This is a genomic window from uncultured Thiodictyon sp., assembly GCA_903837595.1.
Lineage (GTDB): Bacteria > Pseudomonadota > Gammaproteobacteria > Chromatiales > Chromatiaceae > Thiodictyon.
In genome coordinates this window covers 1-14,997 of the sequence record CAILVI010000066.1, presented here as the reverse complement: position 1 = coordinate 14,997, position 14,997 = coordinate 1, and the positions used below count along the sequence as shown (strand labels likewise).

The following is a 14,997-nucleotide window of genomic DNA, read 5'->3' as shown; positions in this document are numbered from 1 at the left end:
GTGCTTGATCAATAGCGACATTTGATGTCGAAAGCACAAGAACGGTTTCCGAGCGGAGGTACGCTCTGTATATTACGTGACCGAGAGTAAATGTTTTCCCAGTCCCCGGCGGCCCCCAAATGAAAGAAACGCGCCAGTTCTCGGCCGCTTTGATTGCAGCGATTTGCGAGGTGTTTAGGCTGATAGGCCAGTGCGAAACGTCAGCCAAGCTTAATCGCGGGTTGCCTAGAAGCTTTGTTGCAACTAATGACGCGACCACACTTGTTCGTTCTCTTACGCGAGACAAAGATTGACTAAGCGCAACTAAAATGAAGGCTGGGTCGAACGCCCTTCTTAATTTATATAAATCCTGCGTTAATTGCTCTGATGTTCTGACTAAGAAATTTTGAGAATCAATAGCGGTGATAAGGTGCGCGTCAATCCTTTGTTTGGCGGATACCAGTATCACAGAGTCCTCCTCCTGCAAACGAAGCTCGTCAGAAATCCAGATAGAATAATAGTAGAAAGCGCCAGCCCTCTGAGTTAATTGATAATTGGTAACAAGTGAATATTTTTTCCCGGTTAGCCGCTGGAGCTCGGTCTTCTCGATTACAATGTCAGCTTGAAACCCATCAACAAGCTTTGCAATTGGCAATGATAGATCTTGGATTATTGATGCGCTTTCTTGGGTAGCGTCGCCACTCATCCTTTTTTTTGTCGACGCAATGTTATGAGCAGGCACCACTGAAACCATCGCATTTTCTGGTCGACCATAAGAAAGGCGGGGCAAGGCGAAATTCTCAGTCTCTAATTTTTCGCGCGTGCTCGCAGGCGAGAAGCCGACTTTCGGAGACGCTTCGTCCGTTACGTGAGCCGATAGATAACAAATGGCCCATAATAGGTCATGAAGAGCTATCTCATCGAAAACAACTACCCCGGAAACACGTATTCTTGATAACGTCGCTGCGGCGGCTGCTTCAGCGTCAAGATACTGTCCAACGGATTGATATGGAAACTGTCCAGACTCGATGACAGTCAAAGCGTTGGGATGTAACCGCTTTCTCACAGGCTCCGCTCGCGCCAAGTCCTTGAAACTCATGTTCCGAATGCGTAATGGAACCCCTCTCAAAATTGAATCTGGCATAGGATTTCTCAACTTATTACTTGTCTATTGGAGCGTAACCCAGGCAATGATACCATCGCTTTTCGCCTGCACCTATTCCTCATTGCCAACCCCTAACTTCAAGCAATTTTTTGTGTCGATTAGTTAAAGCATAGAAAACTCATGCCGGCGCCGTTTGAGCCAGAGACACTCCACGTGCTGGATGCGCTTTAATGGATCGGTTAGCGAGTTTTCTCGTAGAGCGTCTTGGCGTATTGGTATGCTGTCGCGGCGTTGCTTAGGCTCGGCATCAATGAATGCCGGGTAATGTCAAGGTCGAATAATTCGCGGAGAAGATTGTCGGCCTCAGTTGCCGGCAGGCGGGCGCGATGTAGCTGGAACTGGTTAGAAGAATAATCCTCAAGTGATGGCCAGCGTTCGTGCTCCAGGAAAAAATCATTACATTTCTTGAAGTTCGTGAAGACACCTTTCTGTTGAAGCAAATATGAGTTCTCATGTCTGGGCGCTTCGACGAGCAATACAGGAGATGTATCCTGAAACAGCGAATAAGTTGACAGGAAGATGACAGCGATCTCCTGGCCTTGTGTTCCTGATCCAACTCCCGCAAAGCTGGAAGCGTTATAAGCTGCAAAGTAGCTTGCAACAAACGGCGATTCACTCCAATCTAGGAAGCGTGTCGGAACCCCATGGTGCTGGGCCAAGCCCGTGGCTCGTTGCAACGATTCTGGGGGAAAAGGTTGGTGGCAGTCGTATCCGGCCTCAATCATCGTTCCGGCGAGCCGCCGTCGGCCCGCATAGCGGACCCTACGGTAATTCCGCGATCTGTAGGGTCCGCTGTGCGGACCAGCAGCCTTGCAATCCGCGCAGTGACCGGGATTATGATCAAGGCCGTCGTATCCCTCGTCGCTTTTCGAAGCTGGGTTAATAATATTGTACCCATCCTTCATCCTCGTATAGTCTAAAGGAGTATGGAAACCAAGACCATCCGCCGCCTTTAGGAAAATGGTAATAGCTCTGACTTCGGCGTGCAGATGCAGCCGAAGATAAAGTCTCGCTGCTTCCGTCGTTGGAGGCTGCGGAGCGAAATTAATAAGGCCTCCCGATCGGAAGGCCGAAGGTATAAGCTTCCAGGTGGAATCGGATTGCCCACGAAAAATCATACAGTTCTTTCCGATTTGGTTTGAATCGAATATATTTGTTGTTCGAAACCACGGGTCCTGAAGAAAAAAATCTATAAATGCCCGTGCACAACGAAATTCTTCATCGCGATAGTATATCATATCTCAAATTACCTGATGCTCTGAATGACAGCTAGTGCGCAGGATGCGGTGAATACGCGAACCGCATTATTCTCTAACGATACGGGTCCTTAGTCGCAGCATCAATGGCATTCCAATCATGATATATCCGCGAGGTCCTCCCGCAGGGTCTCTGCACTGAACTGGAAGGGCGATCCCCCCGCCTGCGACAGGGCGTCGATGAAGCCCGCTCGGTTGAGCCCTGCGATCTCCGCGGCCTTGTCCTGGCTGATCCTTCCCTGCGCATACCACTGTATGGCGGCGGCGATGCGCATTTCCCGGGCCAGTCCGGACGGGTCGAGACGCAGGACGGAGCAGGCGCCTTCGGGCATTGGAACGCAGAGGTTGATCATGGCAATGCTCCGGCCGATCGATATGACTACTTGGGCGGGTGCCAGCCGGCGAGTGCCCAGAGACGGCGCGCCGGGACGATGTAAGGATTGTTGAGATTCAGCGCGGTCACGGTCGCGCGTCCGGTCGGCGTCAAACCGACGATCCAGGTTGCGTCCTCGGCCCATGCGAAATGTTCGATCCAAGGCTGGCGACGCGGATTGAACAGCGGTATCCACACCCCAGTTTCCGGGTCCTGCGCCTCGACCTGGATTCCCTTGTAGCTATTGCACCAGGCGCAGGAGAGCCAGAGGTTGGATTCGTGGGAACTTCCGCCTCGGGCACGCGGAACGATGTGCTCCACGTGCATCTGCGCGCCGCTGACACGCTGATCGGTCATGCAGTAACCGCAACGCTGGCGGGCAGCGGCAGCAACACGCTCTCGCAGTGCCTTGGATACGCTGTCGCCCATCACGCCGCCGCGGCTTGCCCAAGTAATGCCTTGCCGCTGCGAATGCTCAGCAGTGCATAGGCCCGGGCCTTCTGCAGGGTGACCGCGCCGTAGCGCTCACGCAACAGTGCAAGCTCGGCCTGCTCTTCAGACGTTAGTCCGGCCGCGCGTTGTCCGAGTTCCGAGAGACGCTGTTGTTCCGGTTCCGACAGGGTGCTGCGAGCGATTGTAAGCAGTGATCCATCGCCCAGCCAGGTCATTTCCAGAAGCCGAGTCTGAAGTTCGGATGGTACGTCGTCCAATCCAGGCAAAGCGGCTTCCAGGACCGCGGCGAGCACCTGCTCCAACGGGCGCTGCATGAGCCGCGCCGCTTGGTGTGCCTGTCGTACCAGGGAGTCCGGTAAGTCCAGTGTCACTGCTGTCATGTCAGTTGCCCCGTCATGGCGTCGCGAACGGTTTGATTGAGGGGGAGGGTCGTCTCATGGGAAAATCGGCTAACGAGACGAATTCAGCGGAACCCTCATCGATTTGTCTGCGCCGCTCGGCCAAAACGTCTTGATGCCAGTCGGGCGACTCCATCTCTGAGTCGCTCTTCAGCAGCGAGGCCCAGATCGCTTCCATGGCCTGAATCCGCTCGGCAATACTCATGCCTTCGATTTCGGTAGTGTTCATATCTGCAACCTCTCGGTCGTCGAAAGGGTGAATCATAGCGCCTCCCGCGCCAACACCTGCCGTCCATCGCGGGCAAGTCGCTGGGTGAAGATCCCCAGGGGGCGACGACGCTTTCCTGGGCCACACCGGATCTGCACCCCGTCCTTTGAGTTCCGATCTATGCGGCCTGCTTCACAGGTACCGTGTCGCCACGCTTGCTCACAGCCAGAATCTCGATGCCGACGATATGCCCGTTTGCATCGGAATCGGCGATGATGCCAGGCTCGATCTCTTTGGTTGTCTCGATCTCGGCGGAAGTAATCTCAAAATAGGCGGCATCCGCCACTGGGTCGAATTCGAGTTTCATAGCTCGGACACCTCATTATCAAAATAGGCAGTCACCACGGCAACCGCGCTCTTCTTCGGCAGGGTGCCAGCCATAAAGTGTACGGGCATCGTCACAGGCGCGTCCCTGGGCGAATATCTCCAGGTTGGCAAAGATGCCTTCCCAGTTTAGCCCCAAGTCCTTGCGCCGGTCGGCCCCGTAGGCGAAAGGTTCACGGTCGGTGAGGACCCGGAACAGGCTGGCAGCCAGGGCGTAGAGGTCGTCCGCCAGTTGGATCGCGCCACGCGCCTGCACCTCGGGGCTGGTGTAGGGCAAGGTCCCGCCGCGGGCTGCATCGCCAGCGGGGGCAACGGTGTCGTAGTCGGTGAGAACGATGGTCCCGCCCTGGACGATGAGGTTCTTGGGACTGACATCGCCATGGACCAGTCCGACCCGGTGCAACTCGCCCAAGGCGGCGCACAGGTCCAGCAGCCAGCGGCAGGCCAGGGCCTCGGCACTGTCTTCGCCCAAGTCTTCCGCATAGAGGGTCAGGACCCCGGTCAGGTCCTGCAAGGGCTGGCCCTCTACCCATTTCATCAGGGCGAGGAAGCGGTCCGGTTCCCAGTCCGGGGCGATCACATGGATGGTGGAGAGATTGGGGTGGGTGGTGTAGGCGCGAACCTGCCGGTAGGCACGGATGGCGCCCTCGCCGTCGGCGCGCTGGCGCACCAGCTTGGCGACATAGGTCCCGAACTTCTCGTCGGAATGGGCGTCGAGTTCGACCACCTTGAAGGTCTGGCCGATGCCGCCGCGCCCCAGCCGTCCGACGATCTTGTAGCGGGACTGCTGAAAGTCGACCACCGTGTCCTCATCCCAGTAGTCGGCGGGCGGCAGGGGGGGCGGTGCGGTCGGAGCGTCGGCCGGGGTCAGGCCGGCAAGTGCTTGGGCCAGGTCCTCCAGGGTCGGGCGGTCAGTCGGATTGGGGGCGCAGCCCAGCTCCAGAATACCGCGGACCTTGTCGGAGCCAGGCTCCCCGGGCGCGAACAGGGTGAGCAGGCAGGCGCACAGGGCGGCGATGTCGGAGCGGGCGTCGGCGGCGGCCAGTCCGCCCTGACGGACCTCCTCGGCCACGAAGGGCAGGAGGTCGCCGAAGTCGACCTGGGTCGAGGCGATGGTCTCGGCGTCCTGGAGCCGCGTCAGGTTGAAGTCGGTGAAGAGGGGTTGGTTGTTGTGGCGGACGCGCAGGCTGCTCGGGGACAGGCGGCGGTGGACGATTGCCGGTAGGTTCTGGTCTTGCGGCTGGTGGAACTCGCGCAGGGCCGCGAGTGTGGTCTGGGCATAGGCCAGGCGTGCCGGAAGGTCCCAACCTTGATCATTGCACCGCTCGACGATGGTCGGGGCGGCCGGGTCGACCAGTGAGTAGAAGACCAACTCGCCGGGATAGCCCTCGGCCTCTTGGAACGAGTCCAGCAGGCTGGGGACGTAGGGGCTTTTCTGCCAGCGCTGGATGGTGTCGAATTCGCGTTTGGCCAGCTCAAGGGCCTGTTTCTCTTGGGTAGCGGAGAGGTCGTAGAGGTGCAGTATGACCCGATCGCGGCGGGTCGGGTGCTGGCCGCGGTAGATGCGGTGGAAGGCGTCGGCCGTATGGGTGGATGGGTCGGAGAGGCGCTCCAGGTTTGACAGGCCGGCGAAGGTACGCAGTTCGCCGCTCAACGCCACCGAGACTCTGGGTTCCAGCAGGCGGGCAGCCAGGGCGATCTGGTCGGGGATCAATTGCGTCCGGCCGCCGGCCGCCACCAGCTCCAGGCATTCAGACAACCCGAAGACAGCGACGCCGCGGGGACTTGGGCGCTTGGCCCCGTCGAAACGGACCGCCCCCCGTGTCAGCAGGAACCGCGCAGCGACGAATCCAGGGTCGAGCCGGGGGCGGAGCTTGCCGGCAACGCGCTTGGCCTTGGCGTCGATGCGGTCGGCCTCGCGCTCGACGATATCCGGGTTCTTGCGCAGGTACTCAGCATCCCAGTGCTTGATCTCGACGACGCAGACACCGGGCGGACCGATGATGACGGCATCGATCTCGTCGGAGCGGACGCTGGGGTGCTGGGCGTGATTGAGGTTGGAGAGGATGATCCAGTCGCCGTCGGCGCTCTGAAGCTTGGCGCGCAGCCGCTCGCAGGCGAGACGCTCGCTCTCGTTGACGGCTATCCCGCAGGGGATGTGACGAACCATCGCGGTATCTCCCTCCTGTCCTTGTTGCCCCGGCAGGAATTGGCGAGGCGGGCTAACGCTAACAGCCGGGGGGGATTACCGCAAGTGGTGCCGTGGTTCTGGCGTGTATGGGGACTTGGGTGCTGCTGGAGTGGGTCCTGACATCACTCCGGCCACCGGCACTTGCCGCCACCCGTCGCGGGCGGGGGGCCGCTCCTACGCCATAGGAGCGCCCCCCGGCCGCGATAATGATCGCGGCTAACGCCGCCCCTCGGAGACCTTGGCCACGCGCGCCTTGGCCGTAGCGAGCAAGCGCCGGACGAGACGGCCCACGGAGTCACCACCACAATGTTTGCCAGTCAGACCGCTACAATTGGCGCTTATCACCGTATAAGCTAACAGCGATCTCGTATTCTCTATCAAGGCCGGTCTGCATCACGGTGTTTGGATCAAACATCAGCACGCCGACATGCATCATGCTCACCAGTTCAAGACCCGAGAAATCTCCCGACAGCGTCTTAAGGTGATAGCGTTTGGCCGGGTCGTTGACGGCAAGCCCGGACTGGCCGAGCCGCGCAATCTCCAACACGATCTGGCCGACCTCCTGTTGCGGGAGGTTGGCGAAGCGCTCCAGCGTGTTCTGCATATACATGACCGCGTCGAGGCGCGGCTTGTTGGCGCCGTCGCGGTGTAGATCGCTGTTGGCGAGACGGTTGAGTCCGGCCATGGCCGCATCCGCCAGTGGCGTATCGGCGAAGCGAGTCATGACCCGTTTGTAGACCTCGATCGCCTCACTTTTCTGGTCGGGGCCAAGCTCCTCGAGGCATTCGCCGAGGGCCAGGCTCGCGGTGGGGTCGTCGGGTTCCGTCGCGAGCACCTGGCGGAGCAGGGGCACTGCCTCGGCATACTTTTCGAGATTGGCCAGCACCGCGCCCAGGTTGCGGGCAGCGAAGTTGTCATGGGGATCGGCCGCGAGTGCCTCGCATAGCACCTGCTCGGCTTCCTTCGACCGGCGTAGACGAGCGAATGCCACACCCAGTCCGACTCGGGCGTTCCCGTAGCTCGGGTCGATCCTCAGGCAGCGTTCGAGCGCCTTGATGCACTCTTCAAACCGGCCCATCTCGCTCAGACAAATACCGCGGTTGTAGGCGATATCCGCGTCCTCCATCATTTCGTCCATGGTTTCGAGGAGCCGCAAGGCTTCCTCGATTGCGCGGTGCTGAAGCAACCCAACCACATACGCCTTCGGCTCCCAGCCCGCCGCGCGCCCACGCCAGCACGCGGATGATACCGTCACTACACGTTACTGCTGCATCAAAGTTTTTCTTCGCATACTTGGCGGCGAAGTAGATGAGTACCGCGTTGTCGAATTCCTCGCTGCCTGGCTCACGGGCATTGTTCGGGAGTACCGACACATCGAACGACGCGTACGGAATGCGTAGAATCTCTGGGGCCTGAGGTTTGATTTTCATGAGTTGGGGATCGGGTTTGACGGGGATTGAGGGTGGCCTCGACCACCAAGAGTGTGAGTGTACCCCGAGACAGGTCGATCTGGCTGCGGCGGCGGCCCTGGAGAACCGGGCAGATGTCCTAGTCGCTGGCCCCGGCCCAGTTTCAAGATATCGCCGGCGCCGGGTTGCCGCCCTTCATAGGAGGCACTGGCGTTCGCAACTCCGGCCACCGGGCCTCGCGGCAACCGGTCGCGGCCGGGGGGCCGCTCCTACGCCGCAGGAGCGGCCCCCCGGCCGCGATCATGATCGCGGCTAACGCCGCCCGACGGTGACCTTGGCCACGCGGGCCTTGGCGATGGCAAGCATGCGCCGGTCGCTATCGGTTTGGACCATTGGCTCGAGGCTGGCAATACGTGCGGCGGCAGACGCGTGATCGCCGTTGGCCTGGTTCAGCATGGCCAGGACCCCGTAGAGTGCAAAGTATTCCTGGATGTGCAGGCGTGGCCGTTGCGCGAGGCCGTCCAGCAGCGCCGTAGCCTCCTCCAGTTCGCCGTCCTCGATCAGAAATCCCGCCAGGTTGCAGCGGGCAAACAAATAATCGGGATGGACGGCGACCGCCCGGCGTAAGACCTCCCGGGCCTCGGCGTCCCGGTCCTGATACATACGGGTGGCCGCCAGGTTACCCAGTACGATTGGGTGGTCCGGGATGCGCTCCAGGATGGCGCTGAGGCACGCCTCGGCGGCCGCGTACTGGCCATCCCGATTCAGGAGCAAGGAGTCATCGAGCAGAATCTGGAGGTCCTCCGGTAGACCGGTCGGCATCAGCTCGCGGTGGATCTGAGTGGCGAGCAATTGGATCTGCCGCAATTGCTTGCCGTCCCAGTAATCGATGGTCTCGTTGGCCGCGATCAGACCGCACTCACGCAGGTCGTTGAGGAACCCAACGCGCTCCTCAGCGGTACCGACCGGCAGGCACGCCAGGTCACGGAGGATGGCCGCGGCGCCCCGTTCGGCCGGATCGCCCGCGTAGGCCAGGGCCTCGCCCTGGAGCCTGCCCGTCAGCAGTGGCGCGGCAATCGCGCGTAACGCCTTGCTTCCGAGCAGGTAAATCACCTCGAGCGCGGCGTCGGGGAGGATGGCGGCCAAGGCATCTAAGCGTAAACCCCGGTGCCCGGCGTCGGCCTCCTGCGCCTGCTGGATCCAACTCATCGGTAGCAGTTGGTGCCATTCGAACAAGGCAGGGTAGGCCGGGGGCTCGCCGTCGCGCTCCAGGGCTGCCAGGTTCTCGGTGGCGGTGGGGAGCCCGCGGGTTCTGCTCCAATGCCTGCCGCCAGAGCGCCTGCGCCCGCTCGCCATGGCCGAGCCGACTGGCGGCACCGGCCCCCAGTTGGAGCCATTCGGCAACCATTGCGCCGGCCTCACGGGCGGCCCAAGTGGACTGACGCGAACGCTCAAAGGCATCCCAGGCGGCCTGGTCCTCGTGGATCAGCAGCAGGCCGGAAATTTGGCCATAGGCATCTTCAATACGGCGCGCCTGGGCCTGGGCCAAGGGGACACCCAGCCCCCTGGCGCCGGTCTCATCGCCCAGCAACAGGCGCAGCCGCAACGCCCAACCCAGGGCGAAGAGGTTGCCCGGGTCCTGCTCCCAGGCGTCCAGAAAGCCGGTCAGCGCGTCCTCGATCTGCCCTAGGTGAAAGAGTGAGAACGCGCGGTTGTTGCGGGCGGGGGTGATGGCGACATCAGCGAACGCCCGCACGGCACCCGCGAAGTCCTTGGCATCCATGTGCAGTTTGCCGATGTCGAACTGCTCCACCTGCTCGCGGATTGCCTGCGAACCGTCGGGCTGTTGCAGCAGCGCGTCCAGTGCAGCGGCGTCGCTGTGAAAAGTCACGGGCAGGGCGCCCAAAGCCCCTAGCGGGTCCGTGACCCGATAAGCCAACAGCAAGTGATGGCCGTCAAAGGCAAATTGGGCGAGGGTCTCCAAGGCGCGCGCGCTGTTGGGTCGACGCTCCGCCCACTGGTAGGCAGCCAGGGTAGCCGCGGCCCGGCCCTGTCCCTCGTCCGGGGCCGCCACCAATAGCGCGTTGGCGGCACCGGAATCGGGGAAGTGTTGCGCCAGGGCGCGTGCCCGCGCGATGGCCGATGGATAATCGCGGGTGCCAAGAAGGCGCTCTACGGCCTTGAGCTGGGCCGGCGCAGGCTGCGCGGCCTTGGCCAGATGGGTCTTGGACGGCTTTTTCGGCACCGTGGTTGCTCCGATGGTCTGGTGTAGAAAACGAAAAGGCCCGTGAGGCGTCACCGCCGCACGGGCCTTGCTCATCAACGGGCGGCCATTACAGCCGCCCTACCCCGCCGCGAATGAGCGGGGCACCGACCGGACTTAGGACCGATCGTTCAGCCACTTACCAATGGCGGGGGTGACTTCCTTTTGCGCCTTGCCGCTGACATAGATACCGATGTGACCGCCGGGGAAGGCGTTTTCAGTATAGTCCGTGCTGCCAACCAGGTCCTTCATCGCCCGGGAGGCGGCCGGGGGCACCAGATGGTCCTGCAGGGCGTAGACGTTGAGCAGCGGGCAGGTGAGGTTCTTGAGGTTGATCTCATACTCACCGATCACGACGCCGCCGTTGATGAGTCCGTTCTTCTGGTAGAAATCCTTGGAAAATTGCCGGAAGGTCTCCCCGGCCTGGTCGGGGCTGTCGAAGATCCACTTCTCCATCCGCAGGAAGTTCTTGACCTTATCAGCATCCTCCAGCACGTCGACCATGTTGACGTATTTCTGGCCGGCCAGGGCGAAGGGCTTCAGTGACAGGAAGGTCCAGTTCAGCAATTCACCGGGGACATTGCCCATGGTGTCGACCGCCAGGTCGATGTCCATGGCCTGCACCCAGCTGGAGAGCAGGTTGCCGGGGGTCTGGAAGTCCACCGGGGTCACCATGGTTACCAGGTTCTTCACCTTGTCCTGGTGCATGGAGGTATACATCAGGCTGAAGACGCCGCCCTGACAAATCCCCAGGATGTTGATCTGCTCCAGCCCATGGGCCTCGCAGATGTAATCCACGCAACGGTCCAGGTAGCCGTTGAGGTAGTCATCCAGGGTCAGGCAGCGGTCGGCCCCGTCCGGATAGCCCCAGTCGACCAGGTAGACGTCCTGGCCGGTCTTGAGCAGGCCCTTGATGGTCGAGCGGTCTTCCTGGATATCGGTCATGTAGGGCCGATTGACCAGGGCATAGACGACCAGCAGGGGCACCGGCCGCGGGGTGATGCCCTCGGGGGTGTCATAGCGATACAGGACCAGCTTGTCTTCCTTATAGACCGCCTGCTTGGGGCTGACGCCTGAGTCGATCTTGTCCGCGTTGAGCAGATTCTCCATGCCCTTACCCAGCTTACGGGTATAGTCCATCATTTCCTGGGTCAGCTTATCCGGCCGAATGTCGATTGGGATCACGTGATCTCTCCTCGTTATAGGTGTGTCTGACGCGCGCTCTAAGGCTCGGGCGGGCTACTTGCTGACTGGCTTGGCGGCGGGCTTCGTCACCGCGGCGGGCTGATCGGCAACCGCCGGACCGGCGATCAGCGCGGCGCGGGGGGCGCCATGCGTGACGGCGCGCTTGACCGGCGTACCGCTGACCAGGGCCTCGACCTGCGCCTTGATGACCTTCAGCTCATGGGCGAGTCGCTTGTTCTCGCGACGGCCCTCCTGGACGCGCTCCTGCAGGGTGCGGATTTCGGAGCGCGTGGGCATGTTCATGCCGCCCAGTTGCTCGTCGACCATGATCGACATGCGTTGCTTGAGCGCCATCTGGGCGTTGACCAGCTTGCCGTGGATCTCGGCGTAGGCCGGGGTGCTGACCTCTTCCGCGTACACCGCCTCGCAGCAGTTGACCCAGTCGTCGTAGATGGCGCGGGCCGAGTCGATGGTCTTGCCGCTCGTGACCAGTTCCTGCATGTAGGCGCGCATGCGCTCCACCGCCTTGACCCCGAGCTTGGAGTAGAAGCCCGCGTACTCTTGGAGGGCCTTCTGGTAGTCCAGGTTGCGACGCATCAGGTCCTGGTAGGCGCCCTGCTCCTCACGGGTATAACCCAGACCCGGTGCCGACAGCAGCCGATCGACGTGTTCCTGGATGCCGTCGTGGGGCATGTTGCGCAGGAAGTCGCCGGGGACCGGCGACATGGAGGAGGCCATGCGCTGCCAGTTATCGTAGGGCAGTTCCCAGAAGGCGAGCATGCGGTGCAAGGCGGTCTGCCCCTCACCCGCAGCGCCGAACGAACCCGCGAAGCCTTTCTGCATCTCCTCCAGTGACTTGCTCAAGGCACTCCAGGCGTCCGTGTCGCCGCCGGCGCCGGGCAGGAAGGTCTCGGCCATCTTGAAGAAGGCCTTACCCTGATCCATCATCCGTTCCATGAACTGCTTGGAGGCACCTGGGGCGGCCGGGGAGATGGCGGTCCACCAGTGGTCCAGGGCGGACTCCCAGGGGGCGGTGTGGCTGCCGCCGTCCTGGCCCATGGCCTTGCGATTCATCGCGATCCAACTGTCCCAGTACTTGCGCTGGGTCTCCATCCAGTCGTTTGAAAAGAAGCTATCTTCGTTCACGTTGTGGCCTCCTCGAATGTAAGTTGGAAAAAGCTAGCACGGAAAATTGTGCGCTGCAACAAACTCCGCTATCATCCGTTGAAATCGGGGCCGGCACCCCCTCGTCGCGGCGTCGACCGCCGGTGTAGCCGCCCCTCGGCCGTCTTGCGCGATACGCGGCAGAGGCGCTTTTGAATCAGTTACTTAAATCAAGGCCAGTCGCCAATGACGGGGTTGCGACCCGTCCGGCAATGCGGACTCCGGCCAGCCACAGGACACCGTCTATGAGCGAACATCGGCGGTGGTCGAGGGATGGCGCCGGCCGTGCAGCGCGGCTGACCGGCGCCGACCCGACCACCCCCACGACCTTGCACCCGGCACCGGGCACGCTGGTCGGCGGCCGCGGCTCAGTCCACTTGGTCAAGAACTCCCAATCAGGCAGCTGCCATGAGTAGCGAGCGCATCATCAAGAAGTACCCCAACCGGCGCCTGTATGACACGGAGGTCAGCCGCTACATCACGCTGGCGGACGTGCGCACACTGGTCATGGACAGCGCCCGGTTTCGGGTCGTCGACGCCGCCAACGACGCCGACATCACCCGAGCGATCCTACTCCAGATTATGCTGGAAGATGAAACCGGCGGCGAGGCACTGTTCAGCGCCAACATGCTGGCCCAGATCATCCGCTTCTACGGCGGCACGGTACAGGGCGTCTTCGCCCGCTATCTGGAGAGTTCCCTGGATCTGTTCGCCCAACAACAGAAAAAATTGAGCGAGACCTGGGGCGACAGCCCGATCGACGCGGTGACGCGCATGACTAAGCGTAACATGGACCTGTGGTCAAACCTCCAGGACGAGTTCATGCGCGCGGCGGGCATCCCGGTCGGCAGCGAGCGCCCACACGACGAAGACCCTTGAAGCGGCGGCCAAAGGCCTAATCTGATCGTCGCAAACCAGTTCTAACACAGCGCCTTGGCGCCCCGGACACCTGACACCACCAGAGCGAAAAAACCAATCCCGAGTATTGCAACTTTCTGGCTTGACACCGGTTAGCATGACGGATATTGTGCACTGCAACAAATGCTGCATCGCAACAATTTCTGGAGAAAGACGATGACCGCGAACGACACCTTTAAGACCGTCAATGACATCACCAGCAAGGGCGTGGAGCGCATCTCCACCCTGAGCGAGCTCAACCTGCGCATGTTCGAGCGCCTGGCCACCCGTCAGGTCGATGCCATGAATCTGGCAGTGGAACACAGCGTCCGCCTGACCAAGCTCGCCACCGAGTCCAAGGGCGTGACCGAATTCTTCAAGGCCCAGGCCGAGGCGGCCAAGGAACTGGGCGAGCGCGTGCTCTACGAGTCCAAGGTCAACATGCAACTCGCCGGCCAGAGCCGTGACGACTATCGCGTCTGGTTCGAGAAGAACCTGGCCGACGTCAGCGCGGACCTGCGCAAGGCCGTCCCGGCCGTCTAAGTACAGACGACCCGAGGGCGCGCGGTCCACGGATGGACCGGCATTTTCACTGGCCGAACCGCATTTGGAGCGGCCAGTGAAAATGGGGCCAAAGCAACCCTGTTTCGCCGCCCGCCTATGGCGCTGGTGGTCTTGTAACCGTAAGAACAAGCAATAACCCGGAGGAGAGAGATAATGGCACGAGTCGCATTCGTCACCGGTGGTATCGGCGGTATCGGCACCGCGATTTGTACTCGTCTGGTGCATGACGGTTTTACCGTCGTCGCGAACCATCATCCGTCTGAGTGCGAAATCGCGGAAGCCTGGAAGAAGGATCGTGCCGCCGAAGGCATCACGATCGACACCTATTCCGCCGATGTCTCCTCCTTCGAGGACACCGGCCGCATGATCGCGGAGATCGTCGCCGCGCATGGCCCGATCGAAGTGCTGGTCAATTGTGCCGGCATTACCCGTGACACCACCTTCAAGAAGATGCAGCCCGCACAGTGGAATGCGGTGATCAACGTCAACTTGAACAGCGTTTTCAACGTCACCCGCCAGGTCTGGGACGGGATGCTGGAGCGCGGTTACGGGCGCATCGTCAATATCAGCTCCGTCAACGGTCAGCGCGGTCAGTTCGGTCAGACCAACTATTCGGCTGCCAAGGCCGGTATGCACGGTTTCACCATGGCCCTGGCCCAAGAGGGTGCGGCCAAGGGCATCACGGTCAACACCATCTCCCCCGGCTACGTGGAGACGGCGATGACACTGGCCATGGATGACAAGGTACGCAACTCCATCATCGGCGGCATCCCGATGCGCCGCATGGCGCAACCGGCCGAAATCGCCTCTGCTGTGGCCTTTCTGGCGGCGGATGCCAACGGCTATGTCACGGGCGCCAACATCCCGGTTAACGGCGGTCTGTTTATGCATTGAGTCGGGTGACGGATAACAACCACTAACGTCACCCCAGGACCTCAACCGAGTCCTCCTCGTCTCTCTAAACATGAGACGTTCTAGCCCGGCTCCCCGCCGGGCTTTTTTTTGCCTGCTATTTCTTGGCGAGCTTGGCGCCTTGGCGTGAGCGATTGCCGGACTTAGGGTAACGGCCATGGCGCCCGCGCCACCCCGCAAGAGGCAAGTGGCGGGC

At 61.2% G+C, this 14,997-nt stretch carries 16 protein-coding genes; 3 read left to right on the top strand and 13 right to left on the bottom strand.

Going from position 1 to position 14,997, the window contains the following annotated elements:
- From QZY44_RS03585 to phaE, 13 genes are all read right to left on the bottom strand, one after another.
- The coding region (locus QZY44_RS03585; RefSeq protein ID WP_295442347.1) for an AAA domain-containing protein at positions 1 to 1,078 on the bottom strand (1,078 nt) is incomplete at its 3' end.
- Between the two features lie 245 nt (positions 1,079 to 1,323).
- A complete protein-coding gene (locus QZY44_RS03580; protein ID WP_295442344.1) occupies positions 1,324 to 2,262 on the bottom strand; it encodes an FRG domain-containing protein in 939 nt (312 codons plus the stop codon).
- Positions 2,263 to 2,498: 236 nt separating this feature from the next.
- Positions 2,499 to 2,753 (bottom strand): UPF0175 family protein, encoded by a 255-nt coding sequence (locus tag QZY44_RS03575; RefSeq protein WP_295442342.1) that lies wholly within the window; start codon positions 2,751 to 2,753, stop codon positions 2,499 to 2,501.
- A 26-nt stretch (positions 2,754 to 2,779) separates the two neighbouring features.
- On the bottom strand, positions 2,780 to 3,202 hold the full coding sequence (locus QZY44_RS03570) for an HNH endonuclease (protein ID WP_295442339.1): 423 nt from the start codon (positions 3,200 to 3,202) through the stop codon (positions 2,780 to 2,782).
- Complete coding sequence (locus tag QZY44_RS03565) at positions 3,202 to 3,606, bottom strand: hypothetical protein (protein ID WP_295442336.1); 405 nt, start codon at positions 3,604 to 3,606, stop codon at positions 3,202 to 3,204. Before QZY44_RS03565 ends, QZY44_RS03570 begins: the two co-directional genes overlap by 1 nt.
- Before the next feature lie 13 nt (positions 3,607 to 3,619).
- A complete protein-coding gene (locus QZY44_RS03560; RefSeq protein ID WP_295442333.1) occupies positions 3,620 to 3,853 on the bottom strand; it encodes an addiction module protein in 234 nt (77 codons plus the stop codon).
- A gap of 157 nt (positions 3,854 to 4,010) precedes the next feature.
- Positions 4,011 to 4,199: a DUF2283 domain-containing protein gene (locus QZY44_RS03555; RefSeq protein WP_295442330.1), complete on the bottom strand. Its 189-nt coding sequence runs from the start codon at positions 4,197 to 4,199 to the stop codon at positions 4,011 to 4,013.
- A gap of 18 nt (positions 4,200 to 4,217) precedes the next feature.
- A complete protein-coding gene (locus tag QZY44_RS03550) occupies positions 4,218 to 6,386 on the bottom strand; it encodes an NERD domain-containing protein kinase family protein (protein ID WP_295442327.1) in 2,169 nt (722 codons plus the stop codon).
- A gap of 346 nt (positions 6,387 to 6,732) precedes the next feature.
- Entirely contained in the window at positions 6,733 to 7,563 is an 831-nt protein-coding gene (locus QZY44_RS03545; protein ID WP_295442324.1) for a tetratricopeptide repeat protein, read from the bottom strand.
- Positions 7,564 to 8,128: 565 nt separating this feature from the next.
- The gene (locus tag QZY44_RS35595; RefSeq protein WP_365303196.1) at positions 8,129 to 8,638 is read right to left on the bottom strand and encodes a tetratricopeptide repeat protein; all 510 of its coding nucleotides are present in this window, start codon (positions 8,636 to 8,638) and stop codon (positions 8,129 to 8,131) included.
- Positions 8,639 to 8,798: 160 nt separating this feature from the next.
- Entirely contained in the window at positions 8,799 to 10,061 is a 1,263-nt protein-coding gene (locus QZY44_RS03540) for a hypothetical protein (protein WP_295442321.1), read from the bottom strand.
- Between the two features lie 135 nt (positions 10,062 to 10,196).
- A complete protein-coding gene (locus tag QZY44_RS03535; protein WP_295442319.1) occupies positions 10,197 to 11,264 on the bottom strand; it encodes a class III poly(R)-hydroxyalkanoic acid synthase subunit PhaC in 1,068 nt (355 codons plus the stop codon).
- A 54-nt stretch (positions 11,265 to 11,318) separates the two neighbouring features.
- Positions 11,319 to 12,410, bottom strand: coding sequence for a class III poly(R)-hydroxyalkanoic acid synthase subunit PhaE (phaE, locus tag QZY44_RS03530; protein ID WP_295442317.1), 1,092 nt, complete (start codon positions 12,408 to 12,410; stop codon positions 11,319 to 11,321).
- A 426-nt stretch (positions 12,411 to 12,836) separates the two neighbouring features.
- Between phaE and phaR the strand changes: the two genes are divergently transcribed.
- From phaR to phbB, 3 genes are all read left to right on the top strand, one after another.
- Positions 12,837 to 13,307 carry a polyhydroxyalkanoate synthesis repressor PhaR gene (phaR, locus tag QZY44_RS03525; RefSeq protein ID WP_295442315.1) on the top strand — a complete coding sequence of 157 codons (471 nt, stop codon included), beginning with the start codon at positions 12,837 to 12,839 and terminating at the stop codon, positions 13,305 to 13,307.
- 195 nt (positions 13,308 to 13,502) lie between these two features.
- Positions 13,503 to 13,868 (top strand): phasin family protein, encoded by a 366-nt coding sequence (locus tag QZY44_RS03520; RefSeq protein ID WP_295442312.1) that lies wholly within the window; start codon positions 13,503 to 13,505, stop codon positions 13,866 to 13,868.
- 174 nt (positions 13,869 to 14,042) lie between these two features.
- Complete coding sequence (gene phbB, locus QZY44_RS03515) at positions 14,043 to 14,783, top strand: acetoacetyl-CoA reductase (protein ID WP_295442309.1); 741 nt, start codon at positions 14,043 to 14,045, stop codon at positions 14,781 to 14,783.
- Positions 14,784 to 14,997 lie beyond the last annotated feature (214 nt).